Source organism: Inediibacterium massiliense (assembly GCF_001282725.1).
Lineage (GTDB): Bacteria > Bacillota > Clostridia > Peptostreptococcales > Thermotaleaceae > Anaerophilus > Anaerophilus massiliensis.
This window is the reverse complement of sequence record NZ_LN876587.1, coordinates 908,935-923,676: the sequence shown is the minus strand read 5'-3', so window position 1 is coordinate 923,676 and position 14,742 is coordinate 908,935. Positions and strand designations below refer to the sequence as shown.

General features: G+C 31.8%; 14 protein-coding genes. 2 read left to right on the top strand and 12 right to left on the bottom strand.

The window, feature by feature from the left end:
• Positions 1 to 8 precede the first annotated feature (8 nt).
• The 10 genes from BN2409_RS12975 to BN2409_RS12930 all read right to left on the bottom strand — a co-directional run bounded on the left by BN2409_RS12975 (position 9) and on the right by BN2409_RS12930 (position 11,543).
• On the bottom strand, positions 9 to 428 hold the full coding sequence (locus tag BN2409_RS12975) for a MaoC family dehydratase (protein WP_053957043.1): 420 nt from the start codon (positions 426 to 428) through the stop codon (positions 9 to 11).
• A 121-nt stretch (positions 429 to 549) separates the two neighbouring features.
• Positions 550 to 1,608 (bottom strand): ornithine racemase Orr, encoded by a 1,059-nt coding sequence (gene orr, locus BN2409_RS12970; protein ID WP_053957042.1) that lies wholly within the window; start codon positions 1,606 to 1,608, stop codon positions 550 to 552.
• 257 nt (positions 1,609 to 1,865) lie between these two features.
• A complete protein-coding gene (locus tag BN2409_RS12965) occupies positions 1,866 to 3,224 on the bottom strand; it encodes a GlmL-related ornithine degradation protein (RefSeq protein WP_053957041.1) in 1,359 nt (452 codons plus the stop codon).
• Entirely contained in the window at positions 3,214 to 5,424 is a 2,211-nt protein-coding gene (gene oraE, locus BN2409_RS12960) for a D-ornithine 4,5-aminomutase subunit OraE (RefSeq protein WP_053957040.1), read from the bottom strand. Before oraE ends, BN2409_RS12965 begins: the two co-directional genes overlap by 11 nt.
• Complete coding sequence (locus BN2409_RS12955) at positions 5,411 to 5,788, bottom strand: ornithine aminomutase subunit alpha (RefSeq protein WP_053957039.1); 378 nt, start codon at positions 5,786 to 5,788, stop codon at positions 5,411 to 5,413. The genes oraE and BN2409_RS12955 overlap by 14 nt, the downstream gene beginning before the upstream one ends.
• Before the next feature lie 61 nt (positions 5,789 to 5,849).
• The gene (ortB, locus tag BN2409_RS12950; protein ID WP_053957038.1) at positions 5,850 to 7,271 is read right to left on the bottom strand and encodes a 2-amino-4-oxopentanoate thiolase subunit OrtB; all 1,422 of its coding nucleotides are present in this window, start codon (positions 7,269 to 7,271) and stop codon (positions 5,850 to 5,852) included.
• On the bottom strand, positions 7,264 to 7,572 hold the full coding sequence (ortA, locus tag BN2409_RS12945) for a 2-amino-4-oxopentanoate thiolase subunit OrtA (RefSeq protein ID WP_053957037.1): 309 nt from the start codon (positions 7,570 to 7,572) through the stop codon (positions 7,264 to 7,266). The genes ortB and ortA overlap by 8 nt, the downstream gene beginning before the upstream one ends.
• An 8-nt stretch (positions 7,573 to 7,580) precedes the next feature.
• Positions 7,581 to 8,624, bottom strand: a complete 1,044-nt coding sequence (ord, locus tag BN2409_RS12940; protein WP_053957036.1) for a 2,4-diaminopentanoate dehydrogenase — start codon at positions 8,622 to 8,624, stop codon at positions 7,581 to 7,583.
• Between the two features lie 223 nt (positions 8,625 to 8,847).
• Positions 8,848 to 10,242 (bottom strand): sigma-54 interaction domain-containing protein, encoded by a 1,395-nt coding sequence (locus tag BN2409_RS12935; protein WP_053957035.1) that lies wholly within the window; start codon positions 10,240 to 10,242, stop codon positions 8,848 to 8,850.
• 68 nt (positions 10,243 to 10,310) lie between these two features.
• Entirely contained in the window at positions 10,311 to 11,543 is a 1,233-nt protein-coding gene (locus tag BN2409_RS12930; RefSeq protein WP_199873024.1) for a serine hydroxymethyltransferase, read from the bottom strand.
• Between the two features lie 181 nt (positions 11,544 to 11,724).
• Here BN2409_RS12930 and BN2409_RS12925 point away from each other — a divergent pair, with 181 nt between their 5' ends.
• Positions 11,725 to 12,507: a threonine/serine exporter family protein gene (locus BN2409_RS12925; RefSeq protein ID WP_053957033.1), complete on the top strand. Its 783-nt coding sequence runs from the start codon at positions 11,725 to 11,727 to the stop codon at positions 12,505 to 12,507.
• Complete coding sequence (locus BN2409_RS12920) at positions 12,507 to 12,950, top strand: threonine/serine exporter family protein (RefSeq protein ID WP_053957032.1); 444 nt, start codon at positions 12,507 to 12,509, stop codon at positions 12,948 to 12,950. Before BN2409_RS12925 ends, BN2409_RS12920 begins: the two co-directional genes overlap by 1 nt.
• A 6-nt stretch (positions 12,951 to 12,956) precedes the next feature.
• Here BN2409_RS12920 and BN2409_RS12915 read toward each other — a convergent pair whose 3' ends face one another.
• Positions 12,957 to 13,394 carry a SoxR reducing system RseC family protein gene (locus tag BN2409_RS12915; protein WP_053957031.1) on the bottom strand — a complete coding sequence of 146 codons (438 nt, stop codon included), beginning with the start codon at positions 13,392 to 13,394 and terminating at the stop codon, positions 12,957 to 12,959.
• A gap of 235 nt (positions 13,395 to 13,629) precedes the next feature.
• Positions 13,630 to 14,169, bottom strand: coding sequence for a DUF5698 domain-containing protein (locus BN2409_RS12910; protein ID WP_053957030.1), 540 nt, complete (start codon positions 14,167 to 14,169; stop codon positions 13,630 to 13,632).
• Positions 14,170 to 14,742: the final 573 nt, after the last annotated feature.

Genomic DNA, 14,742 nt, shown 5'->3' with positions numbered 1-14,742 from the left:
TAATATTTTTAATCTATTTTCTTTACAACTGCTTTTCCCTTTAATATTACTTTCTGTGCTTTGTTCGTTACAATCGTTTCTAATATAATAATGTTTTTATGATCTTTTTTCTCTAAAACTGTTACAGTAGCTGTTAAGATATCTCCAATAAAAGCTGGTGCTAAAAATTGAAGATCTTGGCTCAAATAGATGGTATTCGCACCTGGAAGCTTTGTTCCTAGCACAGCAGAAATAAGAGATGCTACTAAAAATCCATGAACAATTCTTTTTTTAAACATACTTTGCTTTGCAAAATTTTTATCCATATGAAGAGGATTGATATCTTGACTGATTTCAGAGAACATTAAAACATCTTCTTCAGTAATCATTTTTGTAATACTTGCTTTTTGTCCAATTTTTATTTTTTCATAACTTTCATTACAGATCATTTTATCCCCCCTTTTACCATATGAAGAATCCTACCATAAAGTTTCAAAAGAAAGAATAAAACATCTATAATATTATTGAATACACAAAAATAAGACAGGCATAACCTGTCTTATACTATTTTTATAACTGAATGATTTTATTTATATAAGAAGATGTCATAAGCTGAAGTATTCCTCCATAGGAAAGTTTAAATCTTACTTCATCTCCTGCTTCATATTTGTCTTTTGCATCTGTTATATCTAATATTAAATGATCACTACTTGCTCCTAAAATTTTCATATTTTCATCTATAGGAATAATATTTTCTGTTTGAACATCTTGTCTTCCTACTGCTAAAATAGCTCTTTTTCGAATTCCATTGTCTTCAAATATGGGTTTATTACCAAATGCATCCATTCCTATTTCTCCTATAGGAACAGAAGGTTTTTCCTTTAATTCTATAATTTCAGCAACAAAAGTAAAAGCATCTTCATATGTATTTTCTATTTTATCTCCATAAGCTGTTTCTCTTCCTAATACAATCGCTTCACCTAATCTTAAATGATTAATCTTTGATGGCATACGTCCCTTTTCTATTAAATACAAACTACTTGAATTTCCTCCAGATAAAATGGATAAAGAAATATTAAATCTTTCTTCTATTTCTTCCCTAATTTTTATCAATCTACCAAGATTTTCTTCTGATGGAATAACTCCTCCATAACAAGTTAGATTGGTTCCTACTCCTATTATTTCTATTCCTTCTAAATCTTTTATTTCTTTTATTGTATCTATAGGATCTCCCCATATTCCTTCTCTTAGATCTCCTAAATCTATCATCAAAATAATTTTATGCTTTTTATTTTGTTTGATGGCTTCTTTTGAAAGATTTTTTATGGTTTTGATTTCAGAATTGAGACTTATATCTGAATAAGTCACTACTTCTTTTACTTGACTATTCATGGGTAGTCTTAAAAGAATCTTTGGTATATTTATGTTTTCTAATTTCTTTAAATTTTCAATTCTAGCATCTGCTAAAAAATTTACTCCTCCTCTAACTATGGCCTTTGCAATTTCTTCATGTCCACAAAATACTTTAGTTACTCCTGCTATTTGAATATTTTCACATAAATCTACCAACACTTTTGTATTATGCTCTATTTTTTTGATGTCTACTTCAATTCTTGGGCATCGATTCATATTTTTGCCTCCCTTTACATAAACAGCCGGGATATATCCCGGCTCATACTGTTAACAAATTATATTTTAGCAAAGTCATAAAAACAAGGAACAATTACTGAGAATTTGTGAAAATATAGAATAAGTGAAAAAAATGATTAGCATTACACTGTTTGAGCAAAGCGAGTTTGTAATGCTATTTTTGATCGTTTCTATATATTTTCCAAATTTAAAAGTTAGTGACGTTTTTTACGACTTTGTCTGCAAACTACTTAGAGTTATAGTAAGCCTAAACTCTTCTTCATTAAAATTAAAGCAGCTTCTTTATATTTTTTAGATAAAACTCCTAAAGATGCCATAATATAATCATCATCAATAAGTATTTTTGCTTCTTTATTTGGGAGCAAATAATCTCCCTTATTACTTTTTGCTATTTGTTTTAATATTTCTACCCGATGAGGAAGCCTAGTGAGTGCTCCTCCAGTTCCAATAATCCATTTGATATTGGTAAGATCTTTTCCTTCTGCAAATGTCTTCTTTCCCGCAGGACCATATAAATTCCTTAATTTTCCTCCATGGCGATAAACAGAAGTTAAAACTGCTTCTTCCGTCAATAATTCTACAAACTCCTTTAGTTGATCTGTATCTGGAATAGGTTTATGTTGTTTGATTAATTCTTCCACATCACAATTTAGTTTTTTGGATAAAACATCTTTTCCAATCCTATCTACAATATTTTTCATATTTACATAAACTCCCAAGTCTCCTTCTACCGTTCTTTTTGCAGTAGGCTCAGGACTAATTAAAATTCTGCTGATTTCTTCGCTTCCTTCTGTAACAGAATGAATATCTGTTGTGGCTCCCCCTACATCCAGAGTCATTAAATCTCCTATCTCTTCTTGCAATACCTTTGATGCTTCCATAACTGCCCCAGGAGTAGGAATAATTGGTCCTGTAATCATAGTTCTGACCTTACTCATGCCCGGTGCATGGATAATATGCTCTTCAAATGCATCTTGAATAACTTTTCTAGTAGGTTCAATATTTAATTCATCTATTTTAGGATATACATTCTCTACAACATATAGCTTATTTTCTTTCTCTTTAAATATTTCACGAATTTCTTCTTGATTTTCAATATTACCTGCATAAATAATAGGTGCTTTGATTCCTGAATCAGCAATCATTTCTGCATTCAAAAGGGCTGTATCTCTTTCTCCGTAATCTACTCCTCCAGCAATCAATATAAGATTTGGACTGATTTCTTTTATCTTTTTTATATCTGTCCTTCTTAACTTACCTCCTGTTACTTGATGAATAATTGCTCCTGCTCCTAATGCAGCTTCTTTTGCAGCACGAACTGTCATATCATAAACAAGTCCATGTACACTCATTTTGAGTCCCCCTGCTGCACTACTTGTAGCAAGCATCTCTTCATAATCAATGCTAGATAGGTTTAAACTTTTTCTTAAATCCTCAATAGCTCCTTCAAGACCAATGGTTACATCTCCTTCTAATACACTAGTAGGAGCTTGCCCCTGACCCAAAAATTTAGGATCACTAGTGTGAATGCCTAAAAAGGCATTCACTACAGTAGTAGTACTTCCAATTTCTGCTACTAACAGATCAATTTTCATTTTGCATTTCCCTTCTTTTTTTAACTAGGAATGTAGCCATATGAACGCCTTTACTACCTCTTCCAAAACCTGCATCTACTCCTTGTTTTACTGCTATTTCAGGTGTAACTTGTGTTCCTCCACAAGCAATCATTATTTTATCTCTTATACCTTTTTCTACACACAATTCATGAATCCTCTTCATATTCTTATAATGGATATCATCATGACTAATAATTGTAGATGCTAGTATGGCGTCTGCATTTAATTCTATGGCTGCATCTACTAATTTTTCTACTGGAACAGATGTACCTAAATAATGACATTCAATACCATATTTTTCAATTCCTCCATGTTTAATATCAATAATTTCTCTTAGTCCTACAGAATGTTCATCTTCTCCTACTGTTGCAGCAACAATCTTCATTGGAGTTTCTTCAATATCCTGACGAATTTCTTCATCAGACATAATCTCAGGCTCTGGAGGAATAACTAATTGATCTACATCTATACTAAAATCTATTTTTCCTTTTAATTGTATTCTTGTACCTTCACATGGATGCATAATTTCTTTATGAATCACTTCAGGATCTACAAGTCCCATTTTCTTTCCAATTTCTACAGCTGCTACTTCTGCAATTCTTCTACTAGTTGGTAAGAATAAATCCATTTGGACAATTCCATCTCCTAGCCACTCTACTTCTGGCTTGATTTTACTAGATTCTCTTAATTCTTTTGTTTCTTCTAATCTTACATTTACATTATCTGTTTCATCTAATTCATCTATATAGACAATTTTTTCTGGTTTTTCAAAGGTACAGCCTCCAATTAATTTTGCAGGGTCATCTACTGCTGACTCATCATATTGAGATACATTATTGTATCCAAAATGAGCTGTAACTGGAGCAAAATAATCTTCATCTCTCTCATAAACAGTTCCTACTCCTACTCCTCCATCACTCTTTCTTGCAATTCCATCTCCATTTCTTTCAGGATAGCAACCAGAGTCTATAAAAAAACCTTCTTCTATGGCTTTAAAATATCCTCCTACTTTGATCATCTCTTCCATAAATAATACGGCTCTTTCTTTTAATTCTCTAACCTTTTCTGGAAGATATCCTTCCTTTTTAAGATCCACTAAATCTAGTATATTATCCATGCCTACTAATGCTTGTTTTGCAGTATCACAAGCTTCTATATTATAGATATGCCAAGGTACGTTTCTTCCTTCATCAGGAGTAATGGTAGATTGAATATCTGCACTTGTAAGTCTTGAGATCAATAAATTGATTACATGGGTAACAGTAGCTTCTCTTGTAGAAGATTCCATATACTTCGTATTCATTTGAGCTCTCATTCTATATTCAGAGAATAAATCTCTTAAAGCTACTGCATAAGGAAGGTCAATATAAAGACATGGCGCAGGTGGAGCTGTTGGTGGTACAGTTGATAAACAAATATTAGATTTTTTCATACCTGCTCTTACAGAAAAAATTGAGTTTAATGAATGCTGAACCATCAATTCTGGCATTACCTTCCATGCCTCTCTTGCTGTTGCATTGGCATTATGCGCTCCATCAATTTGAGCGATATCTGCCCATTTCATAATTGTTTTAGATTCTGCTGCATCTACAAAAGAACGAATCATATTGATATTTCTATACAAAACATTATATTGAGGATCTTGATGGGCTCCATTTACTCCTTCTTCTGCAAACATAACTGCAATTTCAGGTCCTGCAACACCACTAACATAAGAGTGATAGTTAATAGGTCTTCCTACTTCTTCTTCTATTAAATCAAGTGCTTTTCTTTGAGCACGAACTTGCTTTCTTGTAACAGGAATCCCACCTATTCCTTGTGGCGTTCCTTCTATGAGTCCATCAAAGTGAGATTGTCCTGCTGTTCTAATAACCATGATATGATCTGCTCCATGCCATGCAGCCATTCTCATTCTTCTTATGTCATCTTCAAACCTACCGGATGCAATTTCTGTAGTAATAGAATACTCAGGTTGTGGGTCAATATCTCCAAAATATTTTGCAGATGGCAAAGGAACACTTTGGGTAAGAGGCTCTGAACAGTTTTGATAAGTAAAAGGCCCCATGTGTAGATCATTTTTTTTCTCTCTCCAAACCCAACCTCTTCTATTTGGTACATATTTATCTAGATCCTTTAAAATTTCTTTAATGTCTAATTTTTCATTTTTATCTAGTTTCACTTTGCACACCTCCTTTAAATAAATCTATTACTTCATCCCAGTATTCTCCATTAGAAAGGGCAACTCCTGCATCTCTAATGTCCATGTTCTTTGATTTTGCAAGCTTATAAACTACATGCCCTGCGCCTTTTCCCATAAGTCCTCTGTCTCTTACCCCTTCTACAATAACTTTTGCCTCCATGCTTGAAAATCCCATACGAAGAAGGATAGATCTTTCAATAGATGGTGAAGTATTTTTATATGCAAGATCCAAAAGAGGATCTACCAATTGATTTGCCAATTCCCAAAATCTTAGTTTTAATTCTTCATCTGTTAAATTTTTCAAATGGTCTCTTCGTTTTTCAAAATCATCCGCTCTTTTCATTTTTTCACCCCAATTCTATATTTTGAGAGAAGTTTGGCATACATATGTATGCCAAACAATTTTATTCAGAAATTTTTATATTTTTCTCTTTGAGTATTTCCTTTACAAACTCTATGCTAGATTTTGTATCTTGTACTAAGAAATCTAAATCTTCACTAGAGATTTCTTTTTGTCCATAATCATCAATACAATGATTGATATAAGATCTTCTTAGTTTGTTTACATCCACTTCTTGTGCCTGAATGAGTCTTGGATGTTCTGGTAATATAATGTTTTGTCCTGGAACTTCATCTCTTGGATTTCCAAATCTTATATCGATTCCATTGTCTCTAGCAAAAGAAAGCTGAGGCTGTACATGTTTTCCTGCTCCTGTATATTCTGTTTCTTGTACTACAATAATTTTATCTTCATCTAGCTCTTGAGCTAAACTAAATGCAGCAGTTAGAGATGTATTTCCTGCAGGACCTCTTTCTAATCCTTCAATTTGAGCTAGTGTTTCTGTCATATAGAACACTTCTCCTTGCGCTACTGTTACATATCTATCCATGTATCTAAGTGGTCTTGCAGCAGATCTTGGCACATCAGAACGATCTGGTCCTGTAGCAAAAGGTATTCCAAATCCTGTATGTCCTGTAGTAAATGATTTTTTATTAAACTGACTATCGCTCGCCATATGAAGGCCACTTAAATTCACGCTTGCTGCAACAATTTGAGTTTGATCTGCACCAGCTTTTATAATACCTCTAGCTGTTCCTGTTAAGTTTCCTCCGCCAGCGTTTGTACAAACTACTACATCTGGATCTCTTCCTTCTCTTTCTCTAAACTGCATAGCAATTTCATATCCTAACGTTTCCACTCCTGCAATTCCAAAAGGAGTATATAAAGAAGCATTGAAATATCCTGTTTCTTCTAAAAGTCTTAAGAAAGTATAGAATAGTTCTGGACCTACAGTAAGTTGTACAACTTCAGCACCATAAGCTTCGCATTTTCTAGCTTTCTCAATAATTTCAGGCTGCCCTATTCCTTTGCTATCATAACATTCTTGAACAATGATACATTTAAGTCCATGCATTGCTGCTTGAGATGCTACAGCTGCACCATAGTTTCCACTAGTAGCTGCAATCACACCTTTGTATCCTAATCTTTTTGCATGATATACAGCAGTAGCTGCTCTTCTTGCTTTAAAACTTCCAGATGGGTTCGAAGCTTCATCTTTTATAAATATTCTTGCTCCTTTTCCTTGAGGAGCCACTTTTCTTGCTAACTTTGTTAAATTTTTAAGCTCTAATAGTGGAGTATTTCCAACACCTGTATCTGTTTGTATTTTTTGAATTTCATCCAAACTATAACCTGTATCTCTCATCATTTTTTCATAATCAAATCTTATTTCCCCTGATTCAAAAATATTATAATCAATTCCTACTGCCTTTTTCATAATTTCATTTTTTCTTCCCATTACACTTTCATAACTTGTATTATTCATTTTGTTCCCCTCCCCACAGAATAGATTTTAGTTGCATCCCTACTTGAAGAAGTTCTGGAACAAAATTTCCAAAATTATGTTGATAAGCTGGATTTACCTCCAACAATTTTCCTCTTGCCATTCTTCCGGTAATAGTTTTTATGGTTACTTCATCACCAATTTCTGCATCTTCTTGTAAAAAACCCTTTACCCATGATTCAAGTGAAACCTCTTTTGTATCATCTGGAACCTGTGGTGCCCTTTGATCTTTAGTTAACACAACATGATATGTAAGTACCCAATCTCCTTTTTTAACCTTCATTTTTATCCCTACCTTTCTATCATATCTCTCATGTCTCCCATAATTGCTCTTGGTACAGGAAGATCGATCATAGTTTTTACTCCTGGTCTTGCATTAATAATATGAGGAATCATATTTACACACATAGCAATCGTTCCAATTCCTCCAGGAACTTCTGGATTGATAGCCATATTGATATTTGGTACTCCTGTAATTTCTACATAATCCCCTGTATGAGTTCCTTCTGTTTCAGGTTCAATTTGTTGAGGATGATCCATTTCAATTTTTAGCTCTCCATCTACATATCCAAAGCCTTTCATAGCGCATCCTGCTACATCTCCTGGTTGTACTTCTGCATAAGGTGACTTTCTATATACATTTGAAACAATTGGTTCCATGCTTTGTTTTACTTTATCACTTAATTTCCAACCAATAGCATCTGCAATCATAGTTACAGATTCAGCAAAGCCTACATGTCCTGCCAAAGTTCCCTCTTCTACACCTTTTTTAAATGCTTCTACTGTTATACCTATTCCTTGTTCTTCCATTACTGCAGGTCCAAAAGGAGATAAACTGTTTACTCTCCTTGCTACAATATGATCTACAGATTCACATGCTCCTGTTAAAATGACTACCAATAAATCCATAATAAGACCTGGATTGATTCCTGTTCCTAATACAGATACTCCATTTTCTTTTGCAATTTTATCCATTTCTTTTGCAAGCTCTGGTTCTTGAGCCATTGGATAAGACATTTCTTCTGCACTAGAAATTACATTAATTTTCTTCTCTAAGCAAAATTTAATTTTTTCAAATGCATTTTTCGTAAAAGAATCTGTGCAAATCAAAACTACATCTGCAGCTTTCTCTGTAATCATTTCATCATAAGCCCCTAATAAAATGTCTGGTCGGTCTCCTCTTTCAACAGATAAATAATCATACATACTTGTTCCTATTTTTTTACCTCTTCCTACTACTCCTACTATGTCTACACCTTTCTTTTTAAGAAGCATCTCTGCCATTCCTTTTCCCATTGCACCAAGTCCCCAAATAATCACTTTCACATTTTCCATATGTATCCCTCCCATAAATTAAATAATTTGTATTTGATATTTATTAAAGCAACTTTTATGCCAAGTGTTAAAATAAAAAATAAATCAATTTATGTCTTTTTTGATAGTATTGTGCATATTTATTCTATGACATAAAGAATATTTAATCTATTTAGTCTAAATTTTCCGAAAAATAAATAAGGCTGCAAATGATTTTGCAGCCTTTCGCAAATATTTTTGCGCCTTATTTTGTGGAAATATTATATTTTTTCATCTTATGTTGAAGAGTTTGCCTCTTGACTCCTAATTGCTCTGAAGCTTTCGTAATATTATCTTTACAAGATGTGAGTACTTTTTGAATCATATTTCTTTCCATTTCAGCTAAAGTGGTAGGTAAGTCTTTTTTAAATTCATATTCTATAGGATAAGTAAGCGCAAATATTTTTGCATTGGCTTGAGGAGAAAAATGATCTTGTTTTAATATTCGTTCTTCTTCAATAATATTCATAGCTCCCTCTATGACATTTTCAAGCTCTCTTACATTTCCAGGCCATCTATATCTTTGAAAGGCTTCTAATACAGATTCTTCTACCCCTTTTATTTCCTTTTTTAGCTGTTGATTATACTTTCGTATAAAATAGTTTGTTAATACTTTAATATCATCTTTTCTTTCTCTTAAAGGAGGTAATGTAATGGGTATGACATTAATACGGTAAAATAAATCTTTTCTTAATTGTCCTTTTTCAATGGCCTCATAAGGTTCCTCATTGGTACTAGCAATGACTCTTACATCTATAGGAATATCTTTTACTCCTCCTACCCGTCTAATCATGCCTTCTTGTAAAACTCTTAAAAGTTTAGATTGAAGTTGCATTCCCATAGAATTTAACTCATCTAAAAATAGTGTCCCTCCATTGGCTTGTTCAAATAATCCTGGCCGATCGATAGCTCCTGTAAATCCACCCTTTACTGTTCCAAATAGCATTCCTTCTAATAGAGTTTCTGGTATGGCTGCACAATTTTGTGCTAAAAACGGTTTATTGGATCTTAAGCTTTCATAGTGAATACTTTGAGCTACCAGTTCTTTACCTGTTCCAGTTTCTCCGTATATGAGGACACTTGAAGAAAATTTAGAGGCCTTCTTAGCATAATCAATAGCTTTTTTAAAGTTTTCATTTTCACCTATAATACTTAAAAAAGTGAATCTTTTTTTTATCTTTACATGCTTTTCTGGTTGAGTCAGTTGTTCTTGTAAAGACATAATTTGATCTGATAATTCCTTTATTTTTGTAATATTTTTAGAAATTTCTAAAGCTCCAACTTTCTCATCTTCTAAAAATATAGGAATGGTCGTATTAATAGTAGTAATTTCTTTATCATGATGGTTAAAATAAGTTTGGGGATGATCTATAATACTTTGTCCTGTACCTAATACTTTTAAAAGGGTACTACTATTTTGATTTAAAGTGGGAAATACTTCTAATAATTGCTTTTGTAATACATCTTGTTTTTTCATTCCCTCTAGTTTTTCCATAGTTTTATTATATAAAATAGTCTTTCCATCTTGGTCAATCACATGAATTCCTTCATCAATATATTCTAATAATATTTCTAATATCTGTTTTGTAAAATCTTTCATAAAATTCTTCCTCTCATTTGTACAAGTAAAACATATCTATATGAATAAAACATGACAAAAGTCATGTTTTATTCATATAGTGGAAATCTATCACACAATTTCTTTACCAATTTTTTTGCTTCCTCCATCTTTTCTGGTGAATCAATAATCATTCCTATAATTTGTGCAATATCTTTCATGTCCTCTTCTTTCATTCCCCTTGTAGTAACGGCTGGAGTACCAATTCTTATACCACTTGTTACAAATGGACTTTCAGGATCAAATGGAATGGTATTTTTATTGACTGTCACTCCTGCTTCATCTAATCGTTTTTCAGCTTCTTTTCCTGTTATATTTTTATTCCTTAGATCTAAAAGAAGTAAGTGATTATCTGTTCCTCCTGAAACAAGTCTAAAATCTCTTTTAATTAATTCTTCTGCTAATCTTTTTGCATTTTTTATAATTTGGTTTTGATAAGTCTTAAATTCATCTGTTAAAGCTTCTTTAAAGCTTACTGCCTTTGCTGCAATAACATGCATTAAAGGTCCTCCTTGTATTCCAGGAAAGATTGCTTTGTCTATCTTTTTTGCAAATTCCTCTTTACAAAGAATAACTCCTCCTCTAGGTCCTCTTAGAGTCTTATGAGTAGTAGTAGTTACAAAATGTGCATACTCACATGGATTTGGATGAAGTCCTGCTGCTACCAATCCTGCAATATGAGCCATATCTACCATTAAATATGCTCCTACTTCATCTGCAATTTCTCTAAATTTCTTAAAGTCTATTATTCTAGGATATGCACTAGCTCCTGCTACAATTAATTTTGGCTTTGCCTCTTTTGCAATTTTTAAAACTTCATTATAATCTATCACTTCTGATTCTTTGTCTACACCATATTCTATAAATTTAAAATATGTTCCTGAGATATTTACAGGACTTCCATGAGTTAAGTGTCCTCCATGAGAAAGATTCATACCCAAAACTGTATCTCCAGGCTTTAGCATTGCAAAATACACTGCTAAATTTGCATTTGCCCCTGAGTGAGGTTGTACATTTGCATGATCTGCACCAAATAATTCTTTTAATCTTTCTCTTGCTAAATCTTCTACAATATCTACATACTCGCATCCTCCATAATATCTTTTATGAGGATATCCTTCTGCGTATTTATTTGTTAATTGACTTCCCATAGCCTCCATTACTGCTTCTGTTACAAAATTTTCTGATGCAATGAGCTCAATTTTATTTCTTTGTCTTTCTATTTCTTTTTCAATAGCATCGAATACTTCTCTATCCGTATTCTTCACATTTTCAAAATTCATAATTTTATTCTCCTCCCTATGTATATTTGTTTCATGATAGGTCCTATACTTATTATAATTTTAATTGCTTAATTTTACAAGTTTTGTATAAATTCTATAAAATATAAATCTTCGCTCATACTATATTGTAACCTTATTTCCATTTTGATATAATGTGCTGGAAGAATAAAGGAGTGACAATATGAACTCTAGAGAAAAAGATGTTTTAGTCATGGCTCTTTATGCAGGAGAAATAATGCTCAAAAACGGTGCAGAAACCTATAGAGTCGAAGATACCGTAATAAGAATTTGCAAAGCCTATAGAATTTCTTATGTAGAATCTTTTGTAACACCTACTGGAATATTTGTTTCTGTAGATTGCAGAGAAAAGGGTGGAGATGTACTTACATTCATCAAAAGAATTGTAGAAAGAACTATTGATTTAAATAAAATTTCAAAGGTAAATGATTTTTCTCGCAAAGTCTCTAGTTCTGTTTTGTCTATTGAAGATGCACTAGAAATTTTAAAAGAAATTGATCATCTTCCAAAATATCCAAAGCCTCTTAAAATATTTGGAGCAGGTATTGCATCTGCTTTTTTTGGAGTTATGCTAGGCGCGACCTATAGTGATTTTATTTGTGTTTTCATCACATCAGTATGTATTTATATGTCTATATCCTTCACCGAAAAGTTAAATTCTAATTTTTTTATTCAAAATCTATTTGGTGGAGCCATTGCAGCTTTTTTAGCCATATTGTCTGTTCATATGGGAATAGGTATGCACCTTGATAAAATTATTATTAGTTCTATCATGATATTGGTCCCTGGTGTAGCAATCACTAATGCTGTAAGAGATTATATTTCTGGAGATCTATTATCTGGTGCTGCAAGAACTGCAGAAGCTTTTATTGTAGCTATTGCTATTGCAGTTGGGGCTGGAGCTGTAATGAATACTTGGATTTATATTTTTGGAGGGATTTCATAATGCATCTACAATTTATATTTTCTTTTTTAGCTACCATTGGATTTGCTATTCTTTTTAATATTCCTCAGAAATCTATCATCAAAGCTTCTTTTGTTGGAGGCTGTGGATGGATTGCTTTTGTATATTGGAGAGAAAATTTTGGCTCCTTGATTGCAGCTTCTTTTGTCGGAGCATCCGTTGTAGCTATCATCAGTGAAATTTTTGCTAGAAAATTTAAAGAAACAGTTACTGTATTTGTAATTCCTGGAATTATCCCTCTTGTTCCAGGAGCTGGAATGTATTATGCAATGCTTGCAGCTATGGAAAAAGACTTTAGTAAATTTTCTGTAGTAGGAAGTGAAACCATGTTTATGGCAGGAGGTATAGCAGCTGCCATTTTACTCGTTTCTTCTATTACAAGAATGTTTTTTGAATTTAAAAAATCCCAAAAAAATAGAGATTAATAATCTCTATTTTTCATTCTCTACAACTTTTGATATCACTGGTACATATTTATCTTGTTTTTTAAAAGAATTTTCATTTAATTTAATAAATCCAAAAGCAATAATAGTTAAAATAAATCCAACTACTATAGAATATACTTCTACATTTCCAGTAAACCCTGTTTTAGGGAGTATAAAGCTAGTCCCAATTACCCCTACCAAAAGAGCAACAAGTGGTATTACATAAGCAATAAAAGCTGCTCCTAATACATTTTGTGTCTCTAAATTTACTTCTACTGTATCTCCTTCTTTAGCATTCACTTGATTCATTGCTATAATTTTTAAATTCATATTTTCTTGTCCATACTGACAAGCTCCACATTCTCCACATGCAGAATGTTTTCTCATTAAAACCTGAGCTCTATGATCTTCTAAAACCTCTATTACTTTTCCTACTTGATTCATTTTTATCACCTCTTTTTTATTATACCCATTTTTTATTCAATAGCAAAGTATAATTTAATACTTCAAACGTATGAAAATATATCTTAAGTAATTAATTTTTACAACTCTTAATTTTCCATTATATGCTAAATATATTTAGCTAGCTTAATACCGATTCTATAGCGTTTCATTTTTAAACTCCATTTTTTCTGTTCTTGCTAATGTTAGTTGAAAATGAACTATAGTATCAAAAAATTTAAGTTACTTTTATTCTTGTGGCAGAAATTTTACCTTCAACCTTACTTAAGTTTTTAATCTTTAAAGTTGGGTCTGTTACACCACATTCATGCATAATATTTTCAAATACTTTAAATTCTTTTCTCGTTATAACAACCTCTACCTTATATCTTCTACCGCCATTATTTCCTCGAGCTAAAAAATTATTCACTGTATATCCTTCTTCTCTAAGTTTTTCTGCTATTTCTATCATCTTGCTCTTATTATTTAAAAATACATCTACTTCTAAAATACCAAGTGCAAGTTGTTCTTCGATTTTACTACCAATAAAAACTCCTAATGTTTTCCCTAAAGCATATGCAATCGCAAAATGAAAACCTTTTGAACTAGTAACTTTGCCTAGCACTGTTGCAAAAATAATAGCATCTATAAACACTAAAAGATAAACCGGGTTCATAATATTTTTCGCAAGTAGTATGCTTTTTAATGTTGCTAAAATATTTGTAAATGTTGTTACTAAAAATAAACCAATAAGTGTTAATATTATATGTTGTGTCATTAAAACACCTCCTCTTACATTTTTAATTTTCCTTTAATATAATTGAATTATATTTATTAGCATATTATTTTTTTACATGTAAGTATCATGTAACAAAAAAAGCTAACATAATAGCATGTTAGCAAATAATCAGTGTATTTTATAACTCCATCATTAATCTAAAAATTTAACAATATACATAACCTCCATTAGTAGAAGCATAATGAAGTAAGCACACATATAGCATGAATGAGATTAATCATGTAATTATTTATTTTAATAATTCATATTGAAAATTCAAGAATAGAATAAATCTACTTTTTATTAGATAGTATAAAAACTCTAATATATCTTAAGGAAGGCATCTAGATTCTTATAAACCTTAGACATAAATGAAAAGCATCTTCATAACAATTTTGAAACTAACGATAAAATTATTGCAAAAAATAATCTAATTATACATTAATTAGTTTTGCATAACAAATAAACTAACTTATATATTATAACATATTCTATCACTCTTTGCAAATTTATTCTTTTTCAGTAATAAGTATACTCATATATAAATCTATATTGAGAAAAAGAGTAATGTAC

Coding starts and splice junctions, on each gene's coding strand:
- BN2409_RS12975 (WP_053957043.1), bottom strand. CDS start 428: ATGATCTGTAATGAAAGTTATGAAAAAATAAAAATTGGACAAAAAGCA.
- orr (WP_053957042.1), bottom strand. CDS start 1,608: ATGAATCGATGCCCAAGAATTGAAGTAGACATCAAAAAAATAGAGCAT.
- BN2409_RS12965 (WP_053957041.1), bottom strand. CDS start 3,224: ATGAAAATTGATCTGTTAGTAGCAGAAATTGGAAGTACTACTACTGTA.
- BN2409_RS12955 (WP_053957039.1), bottom strand. CDS start 5,788: ATGAAAAGAGCGGATGATTTTGAAAAACGAAGAGACCATTTGAAAAAT.
- ortB (WP_053957038.1), bottom strand. CDS start 7,271: ATGAATAATACAAGTTATGAAAGTGTAATGGGAAGAAAAAATGAAATT.
- ortA (WP_053957037.1), bottom strand. CDS start 7,572: ATGAAGGTTAAAAAAGGAGATTGGGTACTTACATATCATGTTGTGTTA.
- ord (WP_053957036.1), bottom strand. CDS start 8,624: ATGGAAAATGTGAAAGTGATTATTTGGGGACTTGGTGCAATGGGAAAA.
- BN2409_RS12935 (WP_053957035.1), bottom strand. CDS start 10,242: ATGAAAGATTTTACAAAACAGATATTAGAAATATTATTAGAATATATT.
- BN2409_RS12930 (WP_199873024.1), bottom strand. CDS start 11,543: ATGAATTTTGAAAATGTGAAGAATACGGATAGAGAAGTATTCGATGCT.
- BN2409_RS12925 (WP_053957033.1), top strand. CDS start 11,725: ATGAACTCTAGAGAAAAAGATGTTTTAGTCATGGCTCTTTATGCAGGA.
- BN2409_RS12920 (WP_053957032.1), top strand. CDS start 12,507: ATGCATCTACAATTTATATTTTCTTTTTTAGCTACCATTGGATTTGCT.
- BN2409_RS12915 (WP_053957031.1), bottom strand. CDS start 13,394: ATGAATCAAGTAGGAAAAGTAATAGAGGTTTTAGAAGATCATAGAGCT.
- BN2409_RS12910 (WP_053957030.1), bottom strand. CDS start 14,169: ATGACACAACATATAATATTAACACTTATTGGTTTATTTTTAGTAACA.